The organism is Thalassotalea sp. PLHSN55, assembly GCF_052030545.1.
Classification (GTDB): domain Bacteria; phylum Pseudomonadota; class Gammaproteobacteria; order Enterobacterales; family Alteromonadaceae; genus CANMXU01.
The window spans coordinates 74,294-99,810 of the sequence record NZ_JBPDIH010000006.1; the positions used below are offsets into that span (position 1 = coordinate 74,294).

Genomic DNA, 25,517 nt, shown 5'->3' on the forward strand with positions numbered 1-25,517 from the left:
ACACAGTGACTAACTAATGAAACATTAGTTAAGTGGCAGGCATTATACGAAATTTACTGGCATTGGCAACTGTTTTTCTCGGCAATTGTCGCAATTGATACTTATTTAAACAGCGATATTATTTTTTAGAAATTTAATCACTTAGCGCGCCTAACCTTTACAAACAAAAAACTAAATTCTATAACTAAATTATGATTATTTTTTAGGCAAGCCCGATGAGAGTGCTTATAAAAAGTGCGACCTTTTTCATATTGATGATCTTTAGCCTGTCTGGCTTTACTAAACCGGCTAAAATATTAGTGATCGAAAGTTACCATGCTGAATACAAATGGGACATTGAATATAAAAAAGCACTAAAAGATTATTTGGGCAAAGAGCACCAATTACACTATTTTCAAATGGACACTAAACGTGTGCCAGCCAGTCAATTTCAATACCGTTCGGATCTTGCTTGGCAAGCTTATTTAGAGCTTCAGCCTGACGTGGTTATTTTAGGTGATGACAACGCATTAAAATATCTGGCAGCTAGGTTCGGTAAAACAACAACGCCTGTGGTCTACTTAGGCATTAATAACAACCCTAGAAACTACCCTCTTGGTAACGCCAAAAATATTACCGGTGTATTAGAGCGGCCCTTAATAAAGCGTTCAGTGATGACCATAGGTAGCGTTATTCCCAAAATGAGTCGCTTATTAATTTTATTTGATTCAGGCGTAACTGCACATACTTCGTTAGAGAATATATTTGATAATGAAAGTGTTACCACGATTAGCAATATTCAGGTTGAAATTAAGCTAATAAAAGAGTGGGAAATTTGGCAATCACAAGTCAATAATTCACCAGCTAATTATGATGCCATTATCGTTGGCCTATATCACACGATAAGAGATAAAGATAATAACTACGTCGACGCTGAAAAAGTGCTGCAATGGACGTCTAAAAACTCGCCATTGCCTATGTTTGCTTTATGGGATTTTGCTGTTGGTAAAGACAAAGCGATTGGTGGTTTAGTACTGCAAGCCTACCATCAAGGGGCCGCAGCGGCGAATTTAGTACTTAAAATACTTGCCGGATATCCCCCTGAAAAATTACGCCCGATAACGGCAGTAAATGGTACTTACTTGTTTAGTCATTCAGAATTGAATAAATCGAATATTCAGCTACCCGACCATATTTGGGCTTCTGCCATTTGGGTGGAATAAACAGTTAAGCCGATAATTGCTGCTCTAGCCAAAGTCGCGCAGAATGTTCATCTTCAAAAAATGCATGCTTTAAATTGGCTAATTTGTAAGCCTGTCCGCACTGGTGCTTAGTTAATGCTTTAAAGTCGCATTGTTCTAAATTAACGGCAACGGCAATAGCTTTGCCTTTCCTGATAAAATCAACGTGATAAGCGATACTATTATTAACTGCGATAGCTTCACCAATAGGGCTGAGTAAAATTGCGTATTTTTTCTCTTGCATAGTGGCAGCAACGTGGAATAGTTCATGATGTAACTCATCAAAAAACTCTATATTCCACGGCCCCTGTGCAGAAAGAGCGATGATATTGCTCTCGACCCTAATGTCAAACTTCCCATGAGCTACAAATGCATCGTTCATTAAATCTCCTTACTTCCCTTTCGATGTCGACAACACTGCTGTGAATTTAAACAATACCTTGTTCAATTTTTTCGGTCAATGTGGTTATTGGCCAATTTATACTTAAGCTTTGTTGGCTGCTTTGCTAGACTAGCGAAAATTTTAAGAGGCTCATTCATGACAGCAAACTATACTTCTTTCCCGCGTGCTGGTTTTATTCGCCGTTTAAGTTCTTGGATATACGACTTTTTGATTGCCGTAGCGGTCTACATGTGCGCAGGTGCGGTTTCGTTTCTGTTAGTCACTTTGTGTTTATATTTCGGCTTAATTGACATGTCAGGTTATGAGCATGTAGTTGACAAAATAGCCAATACACCATGGTTAAAAGGGCTAAATGAAGTGTGGAAATTTGCTTGGGTGAGTTTTTTCTTTGTCTGGTTTTGGAGTAAAAGTGGTCAAACACTTGGTATGAAAGCATGGCGTTTGCGTGTGCAAAACCAAGACGGAAGTTTGATCAGCAAAAAAACCGGAGTAAAACGTTTATTACCAACCTTATTAGGTTTAGGTAACTTAACCGTTTTATTTGATAAGAATAATTTGAGCTTGCAAGACCGATTAACGAAAACCGAAGTTGTTGTTTTATCGCTAGAAGCGAATCGCGGACGATTATAGGCAATAGCTGTAAGATTTTAGCTGTAAGCAGGAAAGTTACAAGCCAATAGCCGCAAGTGGCAAGTTTTAACCTTACAACCTTGTCACTTTGCTCTTACCGCTTGTCGCTTTTAACTTTTTACTTATCACTTATAGCTTGTAGCTTGTAGCTTGTAGCTTCTTACTTGTAACTTGTCGCTATTGGCTTATAGCTTACCCGCTTGTAACTTTCAGCTTGCCCGCTGCTAGCTAGGTTTCTTTTTGATCAGATAAATAGCGACCATCACAAATACAATACTTGGCATAATTGCGCCTAAAATAGGCGGCAGTTGATACACTAAGCTCATCGACCCCATCACTTGGTTACTGATATGAAACAGCAAACCGGTGAAAACGCCCATCATAATTCTTGCCCCCATAGAGACAGAGCGCAGCGGACCAAAAATAAACGACAAGGCCACTAACAGCATCACAGCAACCGTTACCGGTTGAATAATCTTGCGCCAAAACGCTAACTGATATCGGCTCGGATCTTGGTTATTCGCTTGTAAATAATCTAAATAGTTAAGTAAACCTTCAATGGAAAGCGACTCGGGCTTTACTGTTACCACACCAAGTTTTTCAGGGGTAAGAGTTGAAGGCCAATTGCGGCTAGCTTCTTTTACGGTAACAATTTCATCATCGGTAATTTCCGTATCGGTTACATTGGTTAGCTGCCATTCGTCATTAACATAGCGAGCACTGTCAGCAGATAACCAGCTCGACAGTTTTAGCTCGTCGTTAAAGCGGTAAACTTGTACTTGTTTTAATGCACCACGCTCTTCAACTTCGCCAATATGAACAAAGTATTTGCCATCTTTTGCCCAAATACCATTTTTTGATGATATTAAACTACCGCCAGAGATTGCTTGCGCGCGAATTTCTCGCGCTGCAGCTTCGCCAGACGGTGCTAACCATTCACCAACCGCCATGCTAAATACGATCAATAGCACTGCAGTTTTCATCACTGATTTAATAATATTAAGCTTCGACAAGCCTGCTGCCTGCATCACCACAAGCTCACTGTTACTCGCCATCATGCCTATGCCGACTAGACCACCGATAAGTGCGGCCATTGGGAAAAATATTTCCACATCGCGCGGCACCGCATAAAGCACATAAAGTGCAGCGTGTGATAAGTCATAATTGCCACGACCTACTGCTTTCATTTGCTCAACAAACTTAATAATGCCGCTAACGCTAACAAAAACAGCTAAGGTTAAAAACGTAGTTGAAGTAATTATTCGGCCAATATACCAATCTAAAATACGCATGACGTTTAACTTTTACTCCATGGTAATTTAGGCAGTTTTGCTTTTAACTTAATACCGCTGGTTCGACTTTTAACCAATAAACTTGTTCCCAAAAACAGCGCCAAAATGTGAATGGGCCATAAGCCGACCACACTTGGAATTTTTTCACCCTCAACCCCAGAACGCACCGCAGTTAATAACAAGAAGTAACCTAAAAATAATAAAAGTGCCGGTAGCATTTTGGCAAATTTACCTTGACGCGGGTTAACCACACTTAATGGCACCGCAATTAGCGTCAGAATAAGACAAGAAATCGGGAATGATAAGCGCCATTGAATGGTGGCTCGATTTTCAGGTAAGTCTTCTTGAAGAAGTTGCTCGGTTGAGATCGCGCTCAGTTTACGGCGGCGATGCTTTATTTCTTGTTCTTGAATTTCAATATGATACTTAGCAAAGGCAACCGAACGGAACTCTTCATTTTCTTGATCGCTTTGATAACGAATACCATCTTCTAATATCAATCGCTGCGAGCCTGAGTCTTCTTCAATTACTAGGCCTTTTTTTGCATAAACAATACTGGCACTAATAATATCTTGATGACCATCGCGATTTTTAGGAAGTTGCGCAACAAACACTTTTTCTAGGCTGTTATCTTCACGGTTTTTATTTTGTACAAAGACAACCGCTTTTTCATTACCGGTATTTTGAAAACGCCCTGCAACGATTGAGCTTAAGCCTGAGTCTGCGGCCATTTCTTCTTTCATTTTCACTTCATATTCAGCCGACATTGGCGCTAAATATAAGGTAAAAATACCGGTAATAATGGCGGTGACTAAACTGAGAATTAAAGTCACACGCACCACATACCATTCACTGACACCGCAAGCATGTAAAACCGTCATTTCACTGTCAGCGTATATTCGCCCGTAAGCCAATAAAACGCCTAAAAATAAACTTAATGGCAACATCATGCCAGCAAGTTCAGGAATTTTTAAGCCAATAAATACCATCACCAAATGGCCAGGAATTCCGCCTTCAGACGCATCGCCCAATACAGTTACAAACTTTTGACTGATGAAAATAGTCATCAGCACAAAGAAAACTGCAACTTGCGTTTTAGCAACTTCCTTCAATAAATAGCGAAATATAATCACGAGATGGTAAAAACCTTAAAAAGTGACAGCTGCTGTAGCCATCGAATCTGTTTTTCTAATTATTAGCGTAGCAGTTTAACCTGCTATGTGGCGCCAAAGCTTGCTATTTTCGCCCACAAGCCTAAATTTTTCAATATTATGCGCAAGCTGAACGATATTTTCTTCACAAATTGTGTAATTATCGATACGCTTATCACATTATTTGTCGTTAAAAACATAGTTTTTTTCTGACATTGACAGCTATTTTAAGTAAAATTGTTATTTTACTAACAAAATAAAATATTATCAGAGTAGGTATAGCTGTTGAATACGGCTATAATTAAAGCCTTTAGCTCGATACAATTAACAAAACATTAGACTATAAACACAAGCTTTTACTACGCTAATCAGCGCATTTTTTTACAAGTACTTGTAGTTTTATAGCAAATAGGAGAGTCCATGGAGTTCAGTGTAAAAAGCGGCAGTCCCGAAAAGCAACGTAGTGCCTGTATTGTTGTTGGTGTATTTGAACCACGTCGCCTATCAGCCATAGCTGAACAACTTGATGAAATTAGCGAAGGCTATATCAGTAACTTATTACGTCGTGGCGACCTTGAAGGTAAGTCAGGCCAAATGTTGCTATTGCATCAAGTACCTAACATTTTAAGCGAACGTGTATTGCTTGTTGGTTGCGGTAAAGAACGTGAATTAGATGAGCGTCAATATCGTCAAATCATCAGCAAAACTATCAATACCTTAAATGAAACTGGTTCAATGGAAGCGGTGTGTTTCCTGTCTGAATTACACGTAAAAGGTCGCGATACTTATTGGAAAGTGCGCCAAGCCATTGAAGCCACTCAAGACTGTTTGTACAGCTTCAACAGTTTAAAAACTCGCAAAGAAGAGCCTCGTCGCCCATTACGTAAAATGGTATTTAACGTGCCAACTCGCCGTGAATTACCGATTGGTGAACGCGCTATTGCCCATGGTTTAGCCATTTCAGAAGGCATCGTTACTTGTAAAAACGTGGCTAACATGCCGCCAAATATTTGTAACCCGGCTTACCTTGCTGAACAAGCAAAAATATTAGAAAACGACTACGAAAATATTACCACCAGCGTAGTGAATGAAGCAGAAATGGAAGAGCTAGGTATGGGTTCATATTTAGCTGTTGGTCGTGGCTCTAAAAATGAATCATTAATGAGCATCATCAACTATAAAGGTGTAGACGACGATTCAAACCCTATTGTATTAGTGGGTAAAGGCTTAACCTTTGACTCAGGCGGTATTTCATTAAAACCAGGCGCAGGCATGGACGAAATGAAATACGATATGGGCGGTGCAGCTGGCGTATTAGGCGCTATGCACTCGTTAGCTGAGTTGCAATTACCGATTAACGTGATTGGCGTATTAGCGGGTTGTGAAAACATGCCAAGCAGTGACGCTTATCGTCCGGGCGATGTGTTAACTACTATGTCTGGTCAAACCGTTGAAGTATTAAATACCGACGCCGAAGGCCGTTTAGTTTTATGTGATGCGTTAACCTACGTAGAGCGTTATGAGCCAGAATTAGTGGTTGATGTCGCCACATTAACCGGTGCCTGTGTTGTGGCACTAGGTAAGCATGCCACAGGTTTATTAAGTAACCATAACCCACTAGCGCATGAGCTATTAAATGCTTCTGAGCAAAGTGGCGACCGCGCATGGCGACTACCATTATGGGACGATTATCAAGAACAACTGGAAAGTCCGTTTGCCGATATGACTAATATTGGCGGCCCAGCGGCAGGTACAATTACTGCAGGTTGTTTCTTATCTAAATTTACCAAGAAATATCATTGGGCCCACTTAGATATCGCTGGTACAGCATGGCGCAGTGGCGGCAAAGATAAAGGTTCAACTGGCCGCCCAGTAAGCATGTTAACGCAGTTTTTATTAAATCGTTCAGGGCAAGAGCAAGGCGAATAGCCAAGCACAGCTCACTTATAGGTTATTGAGATTTTATGCAAACACAGGTGATATTTAACATTATGCCCGATGAGGCAGATGATCAACATGCGCATTGGCATCAAGCGTGCGTTGTTGCGGCAGATCATTACCGAAATAATCAACGTGTTTATATTTATACTCAAAATCAGGCTGACGCTCATCAAATTGACGAGCTGTTGTGGGCATTCGACCCCGACAGTTTTGTACCACACAATTTGGTAGGCGAAGGCCCTCAAAATGGTTCGGCGGTTGAAATAAGTTGGCAAGCGCCAACCTCTCGCCGACCAATACTTATTAATCTGACTAGCACAGTACCAGATTTTGCTAGTCAATTTTCACACATTATTGACTTTGTACCCGCAGATGAAACCCTTAAACAACAGGCTAGAGAAAGATTTAAAGCTTGTCGTCAGTGGGGTTTTAACGTTGACACCAAAACGCTTAGCGTTAAACAAAGCAGCACAGGTTAAAAACTTCTAACGGAAATTCTGATGGAAAAAACTTTCAACCCCTCTGACATTGAACAATCCCTCTATAAAAGCTGGGAAGAGCAAGGTTACTTTAGCCCAACAGGCGAAGGTGACGGCTATTGCATTGCAATTCCACCACCGAATGTAACGGGTAGCCTACATATGGGGCACGCCTTTCAACAAACCATTATGGACACCTTAACGCGTTACCAACGTATGCAAGGTAAAAATACCTTATGGCAAACCGGTACCGATCACGCCGGTATCGCTACCCAAATGGTCGTTGAGCGTAAAATTGCCGCCGAAGAAGATAAAACACGTCATGACTATGGCCGTGAAGCCTTTATCGACAAAGTATGGCAATGGAAAGAAGAGTCAGGCGGCACCATCGGCAAGCAAATGCGCCGTTTAGGTAACTCAATTGACTGGAGCCGCGAACGTTTCACCATGGACGACGGCATGTCAGAAGCGGTACAAGAAGTGTTTGTTCGCTTATTTGAAGACGATTTAATTTACCGTGGTAAGCGTCTTGTTAACTGGGATCCAAAATTCCATACCGCGATTTCTGACTTAGAAGTAGAAAACAAAGACAAAAAAGGCCACATGTGGCACCTTCGCTATCCATTAGCCAACGGTGAAACCACCAGCGAAGGTTTAGATTATTTAGTGGTTGCCACCACCCGCCCTGAAACCATGTTAGGTGATACCGGTGTTGCGGTTAACCCGAATGACGAACGTTACAAAGACTTAATCGGCAAGCACGTATTATTACCTTTGGTCAATCGTTTAATTCCAATTGTTGGCGACGATCACGCCGATATGGAAAAAGGCACAGGTTGTGTGAAAATCACCCCAGCCCATGACTTTAACGATAACGAAGTCGGTAAACGTCACGACTTGCCACTGATTAATATTTTAGATAAAAACGCGGCTATTTTAGCAACCGCCGAAGTTTACAATACCACTGGCGAGCCAAGTGATGCTTACGATACGACATTGCCAAGTGAGTTTGCCGGCCTTGACCGTTTTGTTGCCCGTAAAGCCATTGTTGCAGCCTTTGACGAATTAGGTTTATTGGTTGAAGTGAAAGATCACGACTTAGTTGCGCCATATGGCGACCGCTCTGGCGTTATTATCGAACCACTATTAACTGACCAATGGTATGTTCGTGCCGCGCCACTGGCTAAACCTGCGGTAGAAGCCGTTGAAAATGGCGACATTGAGTTTGTGCCAAAACAATACGAAAACATGTACAACGCGTGGATGCGCGACATTCAAGACTGGTGTATTTCACGTCAACTTTGGTGGGGACATCGCATTCCTGCATGGTACGACGAAAACGGTGGCGTTTATGTCGGTCGCAGTGAAGCAGAAGTACGTGAAAAACATAACCTTGGCGCTGATGTGAGCTTAAGCCAAGACGACGACGTATTAGATACGTGGTTCTCGTCTGCCCTTTGGACCTTCTCAACCTTAGGCTGGCCAAACAACATGGAAGATTTAAAGAAATTCCATTCTACCGATGTGCTAGTGACCGGTTTTGATATTATTTTCTTCTGGGTGGCGCGCATGATCATGATGACCATGCACTTCATCAAAGATGAAAACGGTAAGCCACAAGTACCCTTTAAAAAAGTGTATGTTACCGGCCTTATTCGCGATGAAAATGGCGATAAAATGAGTAAGTCGAAAGGTAATGTGGTTGATCCATTAGACATGATCGACGGCATTTCACTAGAAGACTTACTAGAAAAACGCACCGGTAATATGATGCAGCCACAATTGGCGAAAAAAATTACCAAGCTTACCAAAAAAGAATACCCTGACGGCATTGAAGCCCACGGTACCGACGCGCTGCGTTTTACTTTAACCTCTGTTGCTTCTACCGGTCGTGACATTAGCTGGGACATGAAACGCTTAGACGGTTACCGCAACTTCTGTAATAAATTATGGAATGCTAGCCGTTACGTATTAATGAATACCGAAGAGCAAGACTGCGGCGCAAACGGTGGTGATATGGAATTATCACTGGCTGATCGCTGGATCATCGGTCAATTTCAACAAACCGTGAAAACTGTACATGAGTCTTTTGCCTCGTTCCGTTTTGACCTAGCGTCACAAGCCTTGTACGAATTTACGTGGAACCAGTTCTGTGATTGGTATTTAGAATTAACCAAGCCCGTTTTATTTAAAGGTAATGAAGCTCAGCAACGTGGTACGCGTCATACGTTAGTTAACGTATTAGAAGGCTTATTACGTTTAATGCACCCTATTATGCCATTTATCACTGAAACGATTTGGCAACGTGTACAGCCGCTTAGCCAGTTTGCGAAAAATGGCGACAGCATTATGCTGCAAACTTTCCCACAGTTTGATCAAAGCCTGTGTGACCAAGAAGCGATTGACGATTTAGAATGGGTAAAACAGTTTATCGTTGCTATTCGTAATATTCGCGGTGAAATGGACATTGCGCCAAGCAAGCCATTAACGGTATTGCTGAAGAACGTATCAGCAACCGACCAACGTCGTTTAGATGCCAACCAGCAATTTTTAAGCGCACTGGCGAAATTAGAAAGCATCGATGTACTAGCCGATGACGATAACGGCCCAGCTTCCGCTACAGCCGTAGTTGGCGAGCTTTCTATTTTGATCCCAATGGCGGGCTTAATTGATAAAGACGCAGAACTTGCTCGTTTAAGTAAAGCCATTGAAAAGCTTGAAAAAGATGTTGCACGTGTACGCGGAAAACTCGGCAATGAAAACTTTGTTAGCAAAGCGCCAGAAGCGGTAATTAACAAAGAAAAAGCAAAACTTGCCGACGCTGAGTCAACCTTAGCGAAAATGGTCGAGCAAAAAGTGCAAATTGCCGCACTTTAAGCGATTTTATCTGCCCTTTTAAAGGGCATGATAAATAAGACAAAATGATATAAACCAGCAACTGGACGACCTCTTAGCTTGCTGGTTTTTTTATTTGCGCAATTTGTTAGATTTCTTCTGGTTATTCTAGGGACATATGCTAATATCTTGTTCGAAGCAGATCATTGGCTGATATTTCAGCAACTTTGGTTTGTAATGTCGTCATTGTGACGAGTTCTATTAATTATGCCCTACAGGAAATGTTGGTATGTCAGATACAGTTACTGGTAAAGTAAAATTTTTTAACGAATCTAAAGGATTCGGATTCATCGAACAAGAAAATGGTCCAGACGTTTTTGTTCACTTCAGTGCAATCACAGGTGACGGTTTCCGCACTTTAACAGACGGCCAAGCCGTTTCTTTCAGCGTAAAACAAGGCCAAAAAGGTCCTGAAGCTGAAAACGTAACTGCGTTATAAGATTTTTTGAGGTGAAGTTACCACTTCACCTCAATCTTCCCTTTTACTTACTTCTTCCACCATTCATTTTTCAGCTATTTATCTAACTCATCCATCACATCAGTCATTGGTGTTTAAATTCGTGTATTACCGCTAATGTGAAGCCTCTTGCCGACTTTTAGTTTAGTTCACCACAGTCGTGTTAAAGCCAATTAAGCAATCGATAAAGAAAAATCTAGGGCATGAACAATTATAAAACTGGCAAAATTAAAACGAAAAAAGGAAGATTTATTCAAAAACCTTCCTTTTTTATTAGCTTAACTTAAGTGTGAACTATAGTTGGTAGTTAAACTCGATACGGTGATCGCCTTCACTAAAGCTGTTGTTTTCGTTCCAGTTAGCAAAATAACGTACGTTTAAGCGTGGCGTAATTTTATAGCCGATAGACACTTCGTGAGTTAATATCGTGTCACTGTTTGGTCCGTAGGCATTATTCATATAATTATCAGAACCTGTTAACCCTTTAAAATAAAACGGGTTGTAGTTCATCCAAATTTTATCAGTAACGGTAATTCTTGAATACATACCTACCATGGCAAAAGCACCGTAAGCAGAGAAACCATTTACATCAATTTCAGGGTTTGCAGGAGTAGAACCTTCTGCAAATGTATTGTTACCAAAATCCATACCAACACCGGCAAGTGGGTATAAAGTAACTCGGCCGATTTTAGGTAAAGCTTGAATAATTGAATAAGACGCTTTACCGGTTTGCTCCGCTAAATGGTTGCCGTCTAAATTGTAGCTAATGTCTAATTGCGTACCACGCCCATTTTTTTTATTTACGTTAACGTCACGTAAACGGAAAGAATCAATCGAGTTATCAATGCTACTCGCTTCATCCCAACCTAAGTCTTCACCCATAGCGCCTTGAATTTCTAATACACGCATACCAACAACATTAGGATCATCAGTTTTGTAAGACTGACCAAATTTAAAGTTAAGGCCTCGGTTAGTTGCGCCTGCACCAGCATTGGTATAAACCGCTAGCGGGTCAGACATGTCTTGAATTTCTTTTTCTTGAACTGGCTGTGTTTTATTTGCAGAGTCTGCTTCAACACTTTCTGTCTGAGCAAAACTATTTGCTGACAATAAAACCACTAATGCAGGTAAAAATTGTAATTTTTTCATAGGTAAGTCCTAAAATTTTTGGTGACTAAATAATCAATCCACCTACAAAATATAACAGGACAAAAGTACAATAATTAGCGCATAACTGTTTTAAATTGTACATTTATGTTACAACAGAGAAATCACAATAAGGCTAAGCACAAACGCTATTTTTGTCGAACAACGTATTATAACCTATCGAAAATTTTGGCAAGCAATGTGAGTAAAATAAAACCGCTAATAAGGTAAATTACTAGCGGCAATAGAACTAAAGATTAGCGAGGCATATAAGGTTGAATAAGATCAGCAATCGCTCTGATATGATCATCGCGATCGTTTAACGCAGGAATATAATGATATTGCTCACCACCGGCTTCAATAAAGACTTCGCGGTTTTCACCTTCGAGCTCTTCTAAGGTTTCCAAACAATCAGCCGAAAACGCTGGGCTAATAATGGCAATATTTTTCACGCCTTGTTTAGGTAAATTTTCCAGCGTTTCATCAGTATAAGGCTGTAGCCATTCAGCTTTACCAAAACGCGATTGAAAGGTTTGAATATAGTCAGTTTCGGCTAAACCTAGCTGCTCAACAAGCAGATCTGTAGTGCGCTGACAATAATCATAGTAAGGGTCGCCTGCTTGGTGAAACAGTTTCGGCATACCATGGTACGACAACACTAATTTGTCAGGCTTGCCGTTAGCGGAAATAAACTCTGAAACACTATTCGCTAGCGCTTGAATGTACAGTGCATTGTCGTGGTAGCTACTAATAAAATGGACACTCGGCACCCAGCGCCACTTCGTAAGCACTTTGGCAATAGCGTCAAAAGTTGAACCTGTCGTTGGCCCAGCATATTGTGGATACAAAGGCATAACAACGATATTATTAATCCCTTGGCGTTGAAAATTATTAAGGGCATTTTCTATCGAAGGATTGCCGTAACGCATGGCAATATCAACCACTACGTTGTTAGTAAAACGCTCACCATGCTGTGCTGTTAATACATCAATAAGTTTAGCTTTTTGCTGCTCTGTAATCGCAAGTAACGGTGAACCTTGTTCAGTCCAGATACTTTGATATAGCTTTGCTGATTTACTCGGCCTAACGCGTAAAATTATGCCATGTAAAATAATGAGCCAAACTAATCGAGGAATTTCTACCACACGAGGGTCAGACAAAAACTCTTTCAAATAGCGGCGTACCGATGCTGTGGTCGGCTGCTCAGGTGTACCAAGGTTAGTGATTAAAATACCAGTTTTGGCATCTTTATTTAAGCTATTGGCTAAATCGCCAGAAAAACGGGACATAACGTTCTAAACCTTATAAAAAAATATGGTTTTAACCACTAGGTTAAAACCATATTTCGTCAATTTAAACACAAAAGGGTTAATTTATTATTCTACTACGCGGTCAATTAGCAAAGTGATCACTTCTTGACTGTTAACACTGATATTTAGTTGCTCGGCTTTGAAATCACCCGGTTTAATACCTGCGCCACCTTTTTGAGAAATAATGGCATATAAATGTACATTATCAACATCGCTTAATTTTGCTTGTGGGCTCATAGCTCGCGCATCATTTAATACTACAGTTGTTGGCAAATCGCTGGCATTAATTTTAAGTGCTGCCACTGGCATTCTTGAACCATCAGTTGGCGTTGCATAAATAAAGACTACTTTGTCTTCGCCTTCACTTAGCTTAGCCAAAATAGACTCAGTTAATTGCACATCAACTCTTAGCTGCGGACCTACTGCTGATTCGGCTGGAATATCGCCAGTTAACGATAAGCGGTTTTTCGCTTCTAAAATAGCTTCTTTAAGTGCACCAACATTCACCGTTTGACGGCCTGAATCAACCACGCGCTGCCAATATTCAATCGCTTGTTGGTATTGCTGATCAATAAAGTTATGCATGCCCAATAAAATATTGGTTGAAGGATCTAACGGATCTAGCGATAAAGCCTTATCAATAAATTGCTGTACGTCGCTAGTGATTTTCTGCTCGTTTTTATAATAAAGCGCTTGGGCTTTTGCACCAAACAAATCGGCCTGTTCACCTTCAATACGAATCACTTGGTCAAAAGCAGTTAACGCATTGTCAAAGTCGCCTAAGCCAACTAAACCTTGACCTAAGCTATACCATGCATCAGCATTTTCCGGATCTTCATCAAGCTGCTTTTGCAATTCTTGTACACGCAAAATCGCTTGCTGGCCTTCATCGAGTTGTTGATGAGCATCGGCTGCCGTTTGCTGTGGCTCTTGTGAAAGCTCTTCATAAGCGCCATTTTTAATGTATAAGCCAAAGCTAAATGCTAAAACAAATACCGTAATAACGCTTGGCCATAACACGGAAAAGTGCTTACGACGGGCGTCGAATTCTTTCGCGGCATTTTTGTTGCCTTCGATATCTTGCAATAAGCTTTTGTTTAGCTCTTCCAGCAAGTATTGATAGTTTTCTTCATCAATACTGCCTTGTTCAAAATCACGTTCAATTTCGGCTTTGTGAGCATGATAGAGTTCAACGTTAGTTTCATCTCGAAAGTTTTGTTCACTGCTTTCGTCATCGCTTGCTTGCCCGCTACTCTGGCGTAAAAACGGTAGCCAAATAACCAATAAAATCAGTAATAAAAAGCCAACGATTGTTATAATTAATTCGATCATAAGGGTTATTTATCTTTTAATATTTGATTAAGTTTATCTTGCTGTTCTGACGATAAAGATGCTTGTTCTTGCGCTTTTGGTTTGCGGCGTAACATTGCTACCACAATAATAAGGCCTCCAATCAGAAAAACGACAGGGCCAAACCAAAGCACATAAGTTAAGCTCGACACTTTAGGGCGGTATAAAACAAACTCACCATAACGGTCGACCATAAAATTAACAATTTCAGAGTCAGCTTTGCCTTGCTCCACCATTTCATAGACTTCTTGGCGTAAATCAACCGCAATTTGCGAGTTTGAATCGGCTAAGTTTTGATTCTGACATTTTGGACAGCGCAACTCTTTAACGAGCGAGTTATAGCGTTTTTGCGAGACTTCATCTTTAAAGGTGTAAGTCTCCACAGGGCTTGCCATTACAGAGCAGGCAAACACACTTAAAAAAGCGATCACTAAAATTCGTAACAACTGCATGATTATTTCCCTTGCGCTATTTCAGCTTCAATGGCTGATATGAGTGGTTCAAATTCTTTGTTCCACACTCGTGCATCAATCGGCCCAGCAAAACGCTTACGAATAATGCCATGATGGTCGACAACAAAAGTTTCAGGTGCTGCATAAACGCCTAAGTTAACTGTTAATTTTCCGGTGTCGTCAAATGCAGAAAATACATAAGGGTCACCTAATTCATCAAGCCATTTATGCGCTAATTCTCTTTCATCATCATAATTTAAACCGTAAAGCTTAAAGCGATTACTCTTAGCTAAATCAAGTAAATAAGGGTGTTCAAAACGACACGAAGGACACCAAGTTCCCCAAACATTAATCAGTGCAATACCACCATTGCCGACAATATCATTTTGCGTCACCGTTGCGCTGGCATCTTTAACGGGTGTTAAAGAAAACTCCGGCAACGGCTTACCGATCATTGCTGACGGCATCGCTTGCGGATTAAGAAATAAACCACGATAAAGCACCACAGCAAGTGCAACAAATAAAATAAGTGGTAAAAAGCGAATAATTTTATTCATAGTTTAATGACTCTCAGCCAAGTTATTTGTTTGAGGTTGTGCTTGTTTTGCCGCCTGCGCTTGTTGAGCGGTTTTGCGACGACGATAGCGTTTATCTAACATCGCAATTAAACCACCTAAGCCCATGAAAATAGCGCCTAGCCAAATCCAACGAACAAAAGGTTTATAATGAACACGAATCGCCCAAGCATCATTAGGTAATGGGTCACCAAGCGCCACATAAATATCACGGAACAAACCAGGGTCGATGCCTGCTTCTGTCATGCCCATAGTTTGCACTAAATACGCTCTTCGCTCTGGTTTTAACAAGGCAACAAAGTCACCGTCTTGTGAAACATGTAACTGACCTTGCTGCGCATTGTAGTTAGGGCCTTTTACCTGTTTGATGCCATCAAAACGAATATCATAACCTTCAACGTTAATTTGCTCGCCTTGGCTCATTTTAACGTTTATTTCAAGTTCATAAGTTGAAACAATAGTGACACCAACAATCGTTACGGCAATGCCCATATGCGCTAACGTCATGCCAATTTGACTGCGAGAAATTTTAGCAAAAGAAAGGCTGCCATTGGCTTGTTTCATTTGATTGAAAATATCTTTAAGCACAACAAGTGCTACCCAACAAGCGAGCGTCATGCCCATACTCACTAGTAAGTTAAATTCACCATGGTATAAAAATGGGAAAGCTAAACCAAAAACAACACTGGCGATTGATACAAAGCTCAATTGCTTACGAAGCTCGCCTGATTTGGCCTTCTTCCAGCGGATCAATGGCCCTATGCCCATAATGACAAACAATATACTCATGATGGGGACAAACACTGCATTAAAATACGGAGGACCCACTGAGATTTTGCCCATGCCTAACGCATCGACTAATAATGGGTAAAGTGTGCCCAGTAGTACCGTAACACAAGCAACCACTAAAATAATGTTACACAGCAATAACGCCGTTTCGCGAGAATATAAGGCAAAACGACTAAAATTACTAACATTCGATGCTCTAAAAGCATACAGGGTTAACGAACCACCAACGGCAATACCTAATAGTAATAAGATGAACATACCGCGACTAGGATCTGCAGCAAATGAATGCACTGACGTAATAACCCCAGAGCGCACTAAGAAAGTACCTAATAAACTTAAGCTAAAGGCAAATATTGCCAGTAATACCGTCCAGTTTCTAAAGGCACCACGTTTTTCAGTTACCGCTAACGAATGTATTAATGCCGTACCCACAAGCCAAGGCATAAATGAGGCATTTTCTACCGGATCCCAGAACCACCAGCCGCCCCAGCCAAGTTCATAATATGCCCACCAGCTGCCTAGTGCGATGCCTAAGGTTAAAAATACCCAAGCAGCGACAGTCCAAGGACGAGACCATCTCGCCCATGCAGCATCCATCTTGCCACACATCAGCGCTGCAATAGCAAAAGCAAAAGCCACAGCAAAACCTACATAACCTAAATAAAGTAATGGCGGATGCACAATCAAACCAACATCTTGTAATAATGGGTTTAAGTCACGCCCTTCCATTGGGAAATTAGGTAAAAGACGTTCGAAAGGGTTTGACGTTAACAAGGTAAATGCCATAAAACCTACGGCAACCATGCCAAGTACAGCAAGTACTCGTGCAATAAAGCCTTCATCAATGCCCTTGCTGAACTTAGCTACCGCCATCGTCCAGGCTGTTAATGAAAATACCCACAACAGTAAGGAACCTTCATGTCCACCCCATACAGCACTAATTTTGAAATAATAAGGTAATTGGGTATTGGAGTGACTGGCAATATATTTAACCGAGAAGTCGTCAACTACAAAACTGTAAGCAAGAATGATGATACTGATGGCAGTGAAGGCGAACATGCCAAAAGTTAATGGTTTAGCGTAAGTTAACAACTTTTTATTTCGACTAACTACCCCCATCATCGGGATAATACTCAAACAAATAGCAAACGCCATTGCAACAATAAGGGCAAAATGCCCTAACTCAGGTATCATTGTACTCTCCGATCTTTCGCTTGACTCTGGCAAGCTAAAAAGATTTTTTATAGTTTGACTAGCACTTCAAGTGGCTGTTTAAAAATGAAGTTTTTTGAAAATTTATCAATTAAAAACTTGAAATAATGTACTATCGTTTAAAATTTCGCAGCAATTCTATCACTAACTGGCGAATTTTTTCACGGTTAATGCCGTGAATAATTTGTAACGATTAATATCCGAGTCGAATAGTATGATATTAAGATTGTTTGTAGTACGATCTAAATCAAATCAAATGTGATAAAAATCAATTATTATTCCGGCGAGTAATATAGTAAAGAAAAAGTTGAATCCATTGCCAAGCACGTTATCACCACTCATTAGCGCGAAACAGCTAACTTGTATTAGAGAAGATCGCATTCTATTTGAAGAGCTAGACATAGCTATTCATGCAGGCGATATTGTCCAAATTGAAGGTCCCAACGGTGCGGGAAAGACCAGCTTATTAAGAATTCTTGCCGGTTTGTCTATGCCATTTGAAGGCAACGTACTTTTTAATGAACAGTGCATTAGCGACAACCGCGAATTATTTCACCAAAACTTGCTTTATCTTGGGCATTTACCCGGTGTAAAAGGTGAAATGAGTGCCCAAGAAAACCTCGAATTTAATTTAGCCTTACACGGATTAGACCAATCCACCGCCGAGCAAACGCTTTCAGAAGTTAACTTATTAGGTTTTGAAGATGCATTGGCGTCGCATTTAAGTGCAGGTCAGCACCGCCGAATTTCACTGGCTAGGCTATGGCAAAGCAAAGCCCCTATTTGGATTTTAGATGAACCATTTACCGCCATCGATAAACTTGGTGTTAAAAAGCTTGAACAACTTTTTTTACAACACGCAGAACAAGGTGGTTGCGTTATTCTAACCACTCACCAAGATTTGTCGCTTGATCCTGAACGGGTCAAAAAAATCACCTTAACTTACCGCTTTTATTAGGACAATATGACCATGGAATCGCAAAATACTTTGTCATATCGTGCCGCATTTGGGTTAATCATTAAGCGTGATTTAAAAATCGCCTTTCGTCATAGCGACGACATAATTAATCCTTTATTGTTTTTCGTGATTGTCGTCACCCTTTTTCCTTTAGGCATTGGCCCTGAATCTGGCACTTTATCACGTATCGCCCCGGGCATTATTTGGGTTGCCGCCTTGTTATCGACTCTACTCTCGCTTGATCGTTTATTTAAATCAGATCACAGTGATGGTTCACTAGAACAAATGCTACTTAGCCCGCACCCTATTTTTATTTTGGTATTGGCTAAAATTATTGCCCATTGGTTGGTAACAGGCTTACCGCTGATATTTATTGCGCCATTGCTTGCCGTTTTATTGCATCTTAATGAACACAGTTATGGCGCACTAATGCTAACGTTAGCGCTTGGTACACCGATTTTAAGCTTGTTAGGCGCTATAGGAGTTGCCTTAACCGTTGGCATTAAAAAAGGCGGCGTACTGCTTAGCTTATTAGTTTTACCTTTGTATATTCCGGTATTAATATTTGCCACTAGCGCAATTGATACTGCAGCGATGAACTTACCCTATAGTGGACAACTTGCTATAATTGCCGCACTATTTTTTGGTTCTTTAACTTTAGCCCCATTTGCTGTTAGCGCAGCATTAAAAGTGAGTACAAACTAACATGTGGAAATGGTTACACCCTTACGCCAATCCTGAAGTCACATATCACTTCACCGGCAAACTTATCCCTTGGTTCAAATACATCAGCATTGGACTCTTAACCACAGGGTTAATTTGGGCATTAGCGTTTGCTCCTGCTGACTATCAACAAGGCGATAGCTTTAGAATTTTTTATGTTCATGTGCCTGCTGCCTCCCTTTCAATGGGTATTTATTTAGGCATGGCAATTGCCGCATTTTCAAGTTTGGTTTGGCAATTAAAACTCGCAGACGCGTCTGCCGCTGCCATGGCGCCAGTGGGTGCCGCTTTTACGGCAATTGCGCTATTTACCGGTGCTGCTTGGGGTAAGCCTATGTGGGGAACATGGTGGGTGTGGGATGCGCGCTTAACGTCCGAGCTAATTTTATTATTTTTATATTTAGGTGTTATCGCCCTGCACAACGCATTTGAAGATAAAAACCTCGCCGGTAAAGCCGCTGGCATTTTAACCTTAGTTGGGGTGATTAACTTACCCATTATCAAATATTCAGTAGAGTGGTGGAATACGCTTCACCAAGGCTCTACCGTAAGCAAGCTTGGCAAACCATCGATGTCGCTCGATATGTTATGGCCGTTTTTATTTACCTTTTTTGGTTTCGCTTTTTTAGTGGCGGTGATTATCTGCATTCGTTTTCGTACTGAAATATTGGCCAGAAATAGCATGCGCCCTTGGGTGAAAACTTTAGTACTAGCGGAGACAAAATAATGCAATTTGACAGTTTCTCAGCTTTTTTAGACATGGGCGGCTACGGCTTTTATGTCTGGTTATCTTACGGAGTTAGCGCACTTTTGTTGGTATTGTTGTTAATTAGCAGCATTATGAAAAACTCAGCGGTTAAAAAGCAAATAGCTCAAAAACAAAAGCGCGAACAAAAATTACGCCAAGCAGCGGCACAACAAAATATTCAAAAATCGACATCTGAATCAAAATCAGACAATGATGCTAAAGAGGTATTATCATGAATCCTAGACGTAAAAAGCGCCTCACCATAGTAGGTGCCATTCTTATTGGTGTTGGTGGCGTTGCCGGCCTAGTGTTATATGCACTAAGCCAAAATATTGATTTGTTCTACAAGCCATCAGAAATCTATCAAGGTAAAGAAGACACGGGCATCAAACCTATTGATGGTCAACGCTTACGTATCGGCGGCCTTGTGGTGCCAGGCAGCGTAGTACGTGACGAGCAGAGCCTAAAAGTAAGCTTCAAACTAACCGACATGAATATGCCAATTGAGTTTAAAGATAGCGATCCTATGGTAACCGTAAAGTATGACGGCATTTTGCCTGATCTATTTCGTGAAGCCCAAGGCATAGTTGCCAATGGTGTGTTAACTGAAGGCAGCATTATTGAAGCCTCTGAAGTACTCGCTAAACATGATGAAAATTATGTACCAAAAGAATTGGCAGACAGTGCTGGCGAAAAGCATCAAAAACTTAATTATTCGAAAGAGCAACTTGGCAATAATTAGGTCAAAACACCTTTACACAAACAATGAAAAAGGCAATCTAAGGATTGCTTTTTTTGTGTGCAATATTTCGCGACAAGTTTACTACGAAATTCTTCTGTGATTTTTATGGCTTTTATGCCAATATACGCGTCTTTTAATACCTTGCGGCCATATAAGCTCTTTTATTTATAGAAGACACGCATATAAAAACGTCAAATTATGTATTTACATTACATCGTTAAAAAGGAATTCAACGTGGGCGCATATCAGCAATTTTTCGCTAGAGTTTCAACCTTGACCAAATCCTCTATTTCCCAAATATTCTTCATTTTCTTAATATCTTTCGTACAGCCAAATGCCTTCGCAACAGAAAAATGCACTGAAAAAGAGTGTATTAGCGAAACTGATCTCGAACCCATTTACCGCACAATAGCAACCAATAGTGCTTGGGAAAGCAAAGATGTGGCTGACGATTTTTATCAGTCGCCCTATCAAGTTTCAATTTTCAACCCTAAAAACGGTGAAGATAAAGACCGATTATGGTCACAAAGCAAAGCGGTATTCACTTACGGTTTTGGTGTCATTGGTATTATCGCCTTACTACCAGAAGATGTTTCAAACTGGGAGCGCGGTGAAATATTCGGTAAATGGGGCGAGAACGTTAAAGAAGGTCCTGTTTGGGACAGAGATGGTTTAGGCATCAACCTTGTTGGTCATGGTTATTTTGGCGGTGTTTATTATCAAGTTGCTCGTAAGTCAGGTTACCGTCAGTGGGATGCGTTTATGTATTCCGTAATGATGTCGACTTTCTATTGGGAATACGGCATTGAAGCGTTTGCAGAAGTCCCATCCATTCAAGATTTAGTCGTTACCCCCGTTATCGGCTGGGCATACGGTGAATGGGCTTATCAAACCGAGCAAAGTATTCGCCGAGATGGCGGTACGGTATTAGGCTCAGAAACCTTAGGTGATATTTCACTGGCAGTGCTCGACCCAATCGATTCAATTAGTACCGGTGTTAATAACATGTTTGGCCATGAAGTTTTTATCGCAGGTACTGGCTACTTAAACGCAAGGGAAGTCCCTATTGGCGTTAATGGTGATTCTGAAACCTTGATGCAACTTGGGGTAACTTATCAATTTGGTAGCGGTAAGAAAATTCAAAAAAAGCATTCATTTGATGCTAACGCTAAATATACAAGCGACCCAGTAGATACTAGCATTATTGGCGTATCTGTCGGTTATGGGCGTGTAAACCTAGACGATGCGTGGGCAGTATCTGATGATAACTTTAGCGCCATTTCATTAGGTTTATATTTTTCAAAATCATTTTCAGCGCGCTTAAGTTACGATAAAGGCGTCTTTGCTGGCAAAGTAGCACAAGAGAAAGTAAATTACGAAAACTACAACGTTAACGCGCAATACTATTTCAATACCGACAGCAAGCTTCGTCCATACATTATTGGTGGCTTTGGTGAAATGATGCGTGACGAAGATCGTGAAAAGAAAACCTTTCAAACCCATTTAGGCTTAGGTTTACATTACCAAATTAATCGAAAACTTGCCCTGCAAGTTGACGCTAAACAATTTTACAGTGGCGCAGATAAAACCTCAGATACCGCAATTACTTCTTCACTGGTTTATCGTTTTGCTAGCGGTGAATAACCACGCCCATAACTAATTCCAAGCTCAATTGTTAAACAGAACATTGAGCTTTGCCCTAACCACTTTATAATAGCCATAAAACAACCCGCTCATGTCATGCTTAATAAGCAGCTAGGATAGCCAATATTATGCGCAAACTGCACTTGCTTTTGTTTACCTTATTCGTTTCTGGCTGTGCCACAATTGGCATCTATGAATTTGATAAACGCTTTGGTCATTCTGATCATAATAATCGCCAAATCAATCAAATAACTCAAAGTCAAAAACAACACTTTAGCGAAGTTATTAAACCTATTATTGATAATCGCTGCGTGGTTTGTCATGGCTGCTTCGACGCACCTTGTCAGTTAAAGCTTGAAACTCCACTTGGCTTAGAGCGTGGCGCTAGTAAAGTCAAAGTATACGACGGCTCGAGGCTATCTACCATCAAACCAACCGGTTTTATCGAAAACAACAGTAATATTGACTATTGGCGCGCGGAAGGTTTTTTCCCGGTATTAAATGAACGTAGCCAAACAAAAGCAGCTAATTTGGAAGCCAGTGTTTTCTATCAAATGTTAGCACTAAAAAAAGCACACCCATTACCTGATACACCTTTGTTAGATGAAAGCTTTGATTTAGGTTTAGATCGACGACAACAGTGCCCGACCATTGAAGAGTTTCAGCGATATCAGCAAAAAACACCGTTAGCCGGCATGCCTTATGGCCTACCAGGACTTGACGACAGCGAACATAACTTATTAACCGATTGGCTTGCACAAGGCGCTTATAACTACATAGACAATCAGTTAACTGTAGACGAGCAGTTAATGGTTGACCGCTGGGAAGCCTTTTTAAACAACGACAATCTGAAAAATCAATTGGTTGCGCGTTATTTATATGAGCACCTATATTTAGCCAACCTGTATTTTGATGAAAATGCTCATCGTTATTTCACACTCGTTCGCTCACGCACACCTGTAGGCCAACCAATTGAGCCAATAATATCGAGACGCCCCTATGATGAGCCAAATGTCGACCGTGTATATTATCGCTTAACACTCAATACTAATACGGTGATTGCCAAGCGCCATATGCCATATCGCTTTGATAACGACAAACTAACCCGTTACCAAGAATTATTTATGATGCCTAACTATCAAGTAACCCAACTACCAAGTTACGAAATAGAGTCTGCATCAAACCCATTTAAAACCTTTAAAGACTTGCCGGTTAAATCACGTTATCAGTTTTTATTAGATGAAGCGCAATTCACTATTATGAACTTTATTAAAGGCCCTGTTTGTCGCGGACAAATTGCCTTGAATGTCATCAATGATCATTTTTGGGTTTTCTTTACGGATCCTGAAAACATCGAGCTGTACCATATTGACCAATTTCTAGCGACACAAACCGACCATTTAACCTTACCCGCAGCAACGAGTGACGGCTTATTAAGTATTTTAAATTGGCATGACTATGCGAAACGCCAACAAGCCTACTTAAACGACAGACAAGCCTATATTCTTTCATTAGAAGATACGCCGAAAAATGATTTAGACTTAGATCTTATTTGGCAAGGCAATGGTAACCCTAATGCTGCATTAACCATTTTTAGACACTTCGACAGTGCTTCTGTATTAAAAGGTCCTATTGGTGATAACCCTAAAACCACATGGGTAATCGATTATCCTTTAATGGAGCGTATTCATTATTTATTAGTAGCGGGTTTTGATGTTTATGGCGATGTTAGCCACCAATTAAAAACACGCTTATATATGGATTTTTTACGACTTGAAGGTGAAAGTAATTTTATAGCCTTACTGCCTAAAAAAGACAGAAAACCCACTTTCGAAAGCTGGTATCAAAACACCAATAACGCAATTTCAGGCTATAGCTATGGCAACGAGTCAGCTGAAATTCCTCAGTCCAATATTAACTATCAAACTGCTAATACTAAAATTGAGTTACAAACATTGCTCAGCCAACATGTTAGCCAATCAATAACCGATAAGGTAAGTATTACTGACGATATTAAGACTCAGCCGCTGTTAGCAAAACTCGCCAAAATGAAAGGAAAAACGTTAACCTTGTTGCCACAAACCAGTATTTTACGCGTTCACGGCAACAATAATTCCAGCTATTACACACTAATAAAGAACAGTAGTCACAGTAACGTTGCTCACTTATTTTTGGAAGATAAACGTCGCGTGCCAGAGCGCGATACGTTAACAGTAGCTAAAGGCATTGTTGGTACTTATCCGAATGCTTTTTTTGATGTCAGCGACCAGCAGTTAGCACAATTTGTCGATTCATTACATAACATGACCAATAACAGCGACTATCAACGACTAAAAGATAATTTTGCCATTCGCCGCACCGATAATAATTTTTGGCAGTATGCTGATCAATTACACACTTGGTATCAAAAGCATCAGCCATTAGATTACGGCTTATTAGACTTTAATCGCCTTGAGAACAAATAACCAAAAAGAAGCAAAAGCACACTATTTAAAAGTATCACCTAAAATAAAAACCTATTTGTAGAAATAGGTTTTTCGCTAAGCAACTTATTTTTATCACTATTATTTAGGTGCGAAAATAATGGGAAAAATAATTCCTTTTTTCTGATGAAAAATAGCGATTTCACACTATAGTTAAAATAGTGCCGAGGTAACTAAAAAATAAAATATAAGGCACTTAATAATACTCTCTATTCGCTAAAGGAAATGTTATGACTCGTCTTGCTTTACTGCTTTGTAGTTGCTTGTCTGTTCAAGCATATGCGTATAACGACGTGTCACTTTCAACTGAAAGCCCTACTGCTTTAAGCACTATAGTGAATAACGATCTTAATATTTACAAACAGAATAATGCCGTTAACTCATCAGAAGCATCTCAACTGTCAACAACAAAATTTGGCTCAATTAGCGCCAGTGAATTTAGAGACAATAAACTTACCTTTGACGATTTCAACGACAACAATTCAATTGAAAATAACATCATTGGCGGCAGTACAACATACCAAATCGGTCGCTTTAGCGCTGAAACAGGCATAATCAATAAATTGCCTTCGTCACCATTACAGCCATTAACAGACAACAAACAGTACTTTCTACAAGGCAGTTATTCAGTGGTGCAAAAAGAAAAGTTAAATATTGCGGTGTTAGCTAAAATAGAAACAATAGACGTTAAGCAAACAAGCTTAAGTTACGTGCCAAATAATATTGCCGGACAAAAAGAGCTGTTAGACAGTTCAACCAATACCACGGTAGGTTTTATCGGTTTTTACTCGTTAACGCCACAATGGGCTATTGTTGGTGCGCTTACTAGCTCGCAAAATAGTCCGGAAGAGTTAGGGATAGTGAACGAAAGTGAAGCCAATCATTCTGCGCTAATTGGCACCACTTATTCGTTTTAA

At 40.4% G+C, this 25,517-nt stretch carries 23 protein-coding genes; 14 read left to right on the forward strand and 9 right to left on the reverse strand.

The genetic code is table 11. The annotated features are described in order from the left end of the window. The first annotated feature begins 215 nt into the window (after positions 1-215). The gene (locus tag ACRRSQ_RS12880) at positions 216-1,202 is read left to right on the forward strand and encodes an ABC transporter substrate-binding protein (RefSeq protein ID WP_440876160.1); all 987 of its coding nucleotides are present in this window, start codon (positions 216-218) and stop codon (positions 1,200-1,202) included. Positions 1,203-1,206: 4 nt separating this feature from the next. Here ACRRSQ_RS12880 and ACRRSQ_RS12885 read toward each other — a convergent pair whose 3' ends face one another. Further along, positions 1,207-1,602 carry a hypothetical protein gene (locus ACRRSQ_RS12885; RefSeq protein ID WP_440876161.1) on the reverse strand — a complete coding sequence of 132 codons (396 nt, stop codon included), beginning with the start codon at positions 1,600-1,602 and terminating at the stop codon, positions 1,207-1,209. A 156-nt stretch (positions 1,603-1,758) separates the two neighbouring features. Between ACRRSQ_RS12885 and ACRRSQ_RS12890 the strand changes: the two genes are divergently transcribed. Next, positions 1,759-2,253: an RDD family protein gene (locus ACRRSQ_RS12890; protein ID WP_440876162.1), complete on the forward strand. Its 495-nt coding sequence runs from the start codon at positions 1,759-1,761 to the stop codon at positions 2,251-2,253. Positions 2,254-2,477: 224 nt separating this feature from the next. On the opposite strand, the gene lptG is transcribed toward ACRRSQ_RS12890, so the two are convergent. After that, on the reverse strand, positions 2,478-3,545 hold the full coding sequence (gene lptG / locus ACRRSQ_RS12895) for an LPS export ABC transporter permease LptG (RefSeq protein ID WP_440876163.1): 1,068 nt from the start codon (positions 3,543-3,545) through the stop codon (positions 2,478-2,480). Between the two features lie 5 nt (positions 3,546-3,550). Further along, on the reverse strand, positions 3,551-4,678 hold the full coding sequence (lptF, locus tag ACRRSQ_RS12900) for an LPS export ABC transporter permease LptF (RefSeq protein WP_440876164.1): 1,128 nt from the start codon (positions 4,676-4,678) through the stop codon (positions 3,551-3,553). A gap of 438 nt (positions 4,679-5,116) precedes the next feature. Between lptF and pepA the strand changes: the two genes are divergently transcribed. From pepA to ACRRSQ_RS12920, 4 genes are all read left to right on the forward strand, one after another. Beyond that, positions 5,117-6,625, forward strand: a complete 1,509-nt coding sequence (pepA, locus tag ACRRSQ_RS12905; protein ID WP_440876165.1) for a leucyl aminopeptidase — start codon at positions 5,117-5,119, stop codon at positions 6,623-6,625. Between the two features lie 35 nt (positions 6,626-6,660). Next, entirely contained in the window at positions 6,661-7,116 is a 456-nt protein-coding gene (locus ACRRSQ_RS12910; RefSeq protein WP_440876166.1) for a DNA polymerase III subunit chi, read from the forward strand. Between the two features lie 21 nt (positions 7,117-7,137). Next, positions 7,138-9,993, forward strand: coding sequence for a valine--tRNA ligase (locus ACRRSQ_RS12915; protein WP_440876167.1), 2,856 nt, complete (start codon positions 7,138-7,140; stop codon positions 9,991-9,993). A 247-nt stretch (positions 9,994-10,240) separates the two neighbouring features. Beyond that, on the forward strand, positions 10,241-10,450 hold the full coding sequence (locus ACRRSQ_RS12920) for a cold-shock protein (RefSeq protein WP_440876168.1): 210 nt from the start codon (positions 10,241-10,243) through the stop codon (positions 10,448-10,450). Between the two features lie 312 nt (positions 10,451-10,762). On the opposite strand, the gene ACRRSQ_RS12925 is transcribed toward ACRRSQ_RS12920, so the two are convergent. The 6 genes from ACRRSQ_RS12925 to ACRRSQ_RS12950 form a co-directional block, all read right to left on the reverse strand. Then, a complete protein-coding gene (locus ACRRSQ_RS12925; RefSeq protein ID WP_440876169.1) occupies positions 10,763-11,617 on the reverse strand; it encodes a hypothetical protein in 855 nt (284 codons plus the stop codon). A 254-nt stretch (positions 11,618-11,871) separates the two neighbouring features. Continuing rightward, the gene (gene hemH / locus ACRRSQ_RS12930) at positions 11,872-12,903 is read right to left on the reverse strand and encodes a ferrochelatase (RefSeq protein ID WP_440876170.1); all 1,032 of its coding nucleotides are present in this window, start codon (positions 12,901-12,903) and stop codon (positions 11,872-11,874) included. Positions 12,904-12,990: 87 nt separating this feature from the next. Then, entirely contained in the window at positions 12,991-14,256 is a 1,266-nt protein-coding gene (ccmI, locus tag ACRRSQ_RS12935; protein WP_440876171.1) for a c-type cytochrome biogenesis protein CcmI, read from the reverse strand. A gap of 5 nt (positions 14,257-14,261) precedes the next feature. After that, entirely contained in the window at positions 14,262-14,726 is a 465-nt protein-coding gene (locus ACRRSQ_RS12940; RefSeq protein WP_440876172.1) for a cytochrome c-type biogenesis protein, read from the reverse strand. A 2-nt stretch (positions 14,727-14,728) separates the two neighbouring features. After that, positions 14,729-15,283, reverse strand: a complete 555-nt coding sequence (locus ACRRSQ_RS12945; protein ID WP_440876173.1) for a DsbE family thiol:disulfide interchange protein — start codon at positions 15,281-15,283, stop codon at positions 14,729-14,731. A gap of 3 nt (positions 15,284-15,286) precedes the next feature. Next, a complete protein-coding gene (locus ACRRSQ_RS12950) occupies positions 15,287-17,284 on the reverse strand; it encodes a heme lyase CcmF/NrfE family subunit (RefSeq protein ID WP_440876174.1) in 1,998 nt (665 codons plus the stop codon). A gap of 334 nt (positions 17,285-17,618) precedes the next feature. On the opposite strand from ACRRSQ_RS12950, the gene ccmA reads away from it, so the two are divergent. The 8 genes from ccmA (at position 17,619) to ACRRSQ_RS12990 (ending at position 25,517) form a co-directional block, all read left to right on the forward strand. Further along, on the forward strand, positions 17,619-18,260 hold the full coding sequence (ccmA, locus tag ACRRSQ_RS12955) for a cytochrome c biogenesis heme-transporting ATPase CcmA (protein ID WP_440876392.1): 642 nt from the start codon (positions 17,619-17,621) through the stop codon (positions 18,258-18,260). Between the two features lie 12 nt (positions 18,261-18,272). Further along, complete coding sequence (ccmB, locus tag ACRRSQ_RS12960; protein ID WP_440876175.1) at positions 18,273-18,965, forward strand: heme exporter protein CcmB; 693 nt, start codon at positions 18,273-18,275, stop codon at positions 18,963-18,965. 1 nt (position 18,966) lies between these two features. Next, a complete protein-coding gene (locus tag ACRRSQ_RS12965) occupies positions 18,967-19,710 on the forward strand; it encodes a heme ABC transporter permease (RefSeq protein WP_440876176.1) in 744 nt (247 codons plus the stop codon). After that, entirely contained in the window at positions 19,710-19,967 is a 258-nt protein-coding gene (gene ccmD / locus ACRRSQ_RS12970) for a heme exporter protein CcmD (RefSeq protein ID WP_440876177.1), read from the forward strand. The genes ACRRSQ_RS12965 and ccmD overlap by 1 nt, the downstream gene beginning before the upstream one ends. After that, positions 19,964-20,473: a cytochrome c maturation protein CcmE gene (ccmE, locus tag ACRRSQ_RS12975; RefSeq protein ID WP_440876178.1), complete on the forward strand. Its 510-nt coding sequence runs from the start codon at positions 19,964-19,966 to the stop codon at positions 20,471-20,473. The genes ccmD and ccmE overlap by 4 nt, the downstream gene beginning before the upstream one ends. Positions 20,474-20,707: 234 nt before the next feature. Beyond that, complete coding sequence (locus ACRRSQ_RS12980) at positions 20,708-22,117, forward strand: DUF3943 domain-containing protein (RefSeq protein ID WP_440876179.1); 1,410 nt, start codon at positions 20,708-20,710, stop codon at positions 22,115-22,117. 128 nt (positions 22,118-22,245) lie between these two features. Further along, a complete protein-coding gene (locus ACRRSQ_RS12985; RefSeq protein WP_440876180.1) occupies positions 22,246-24,582 on the forward strand; it encodes a fatty acid cis/trans isomerase in 2,337 nt (778 codons plus the stop codon). Between the two features lie 248 nt (positions 24,583-24,830). After that, a complete protein-coding gene (locus ACRRSQ_RS12990) occupies positions 24,831-25,517 on the forward strand; it encodes a hypothetical protein (protein ID WP_440876181.1) in 687 nt (228 codons plus the stop codon).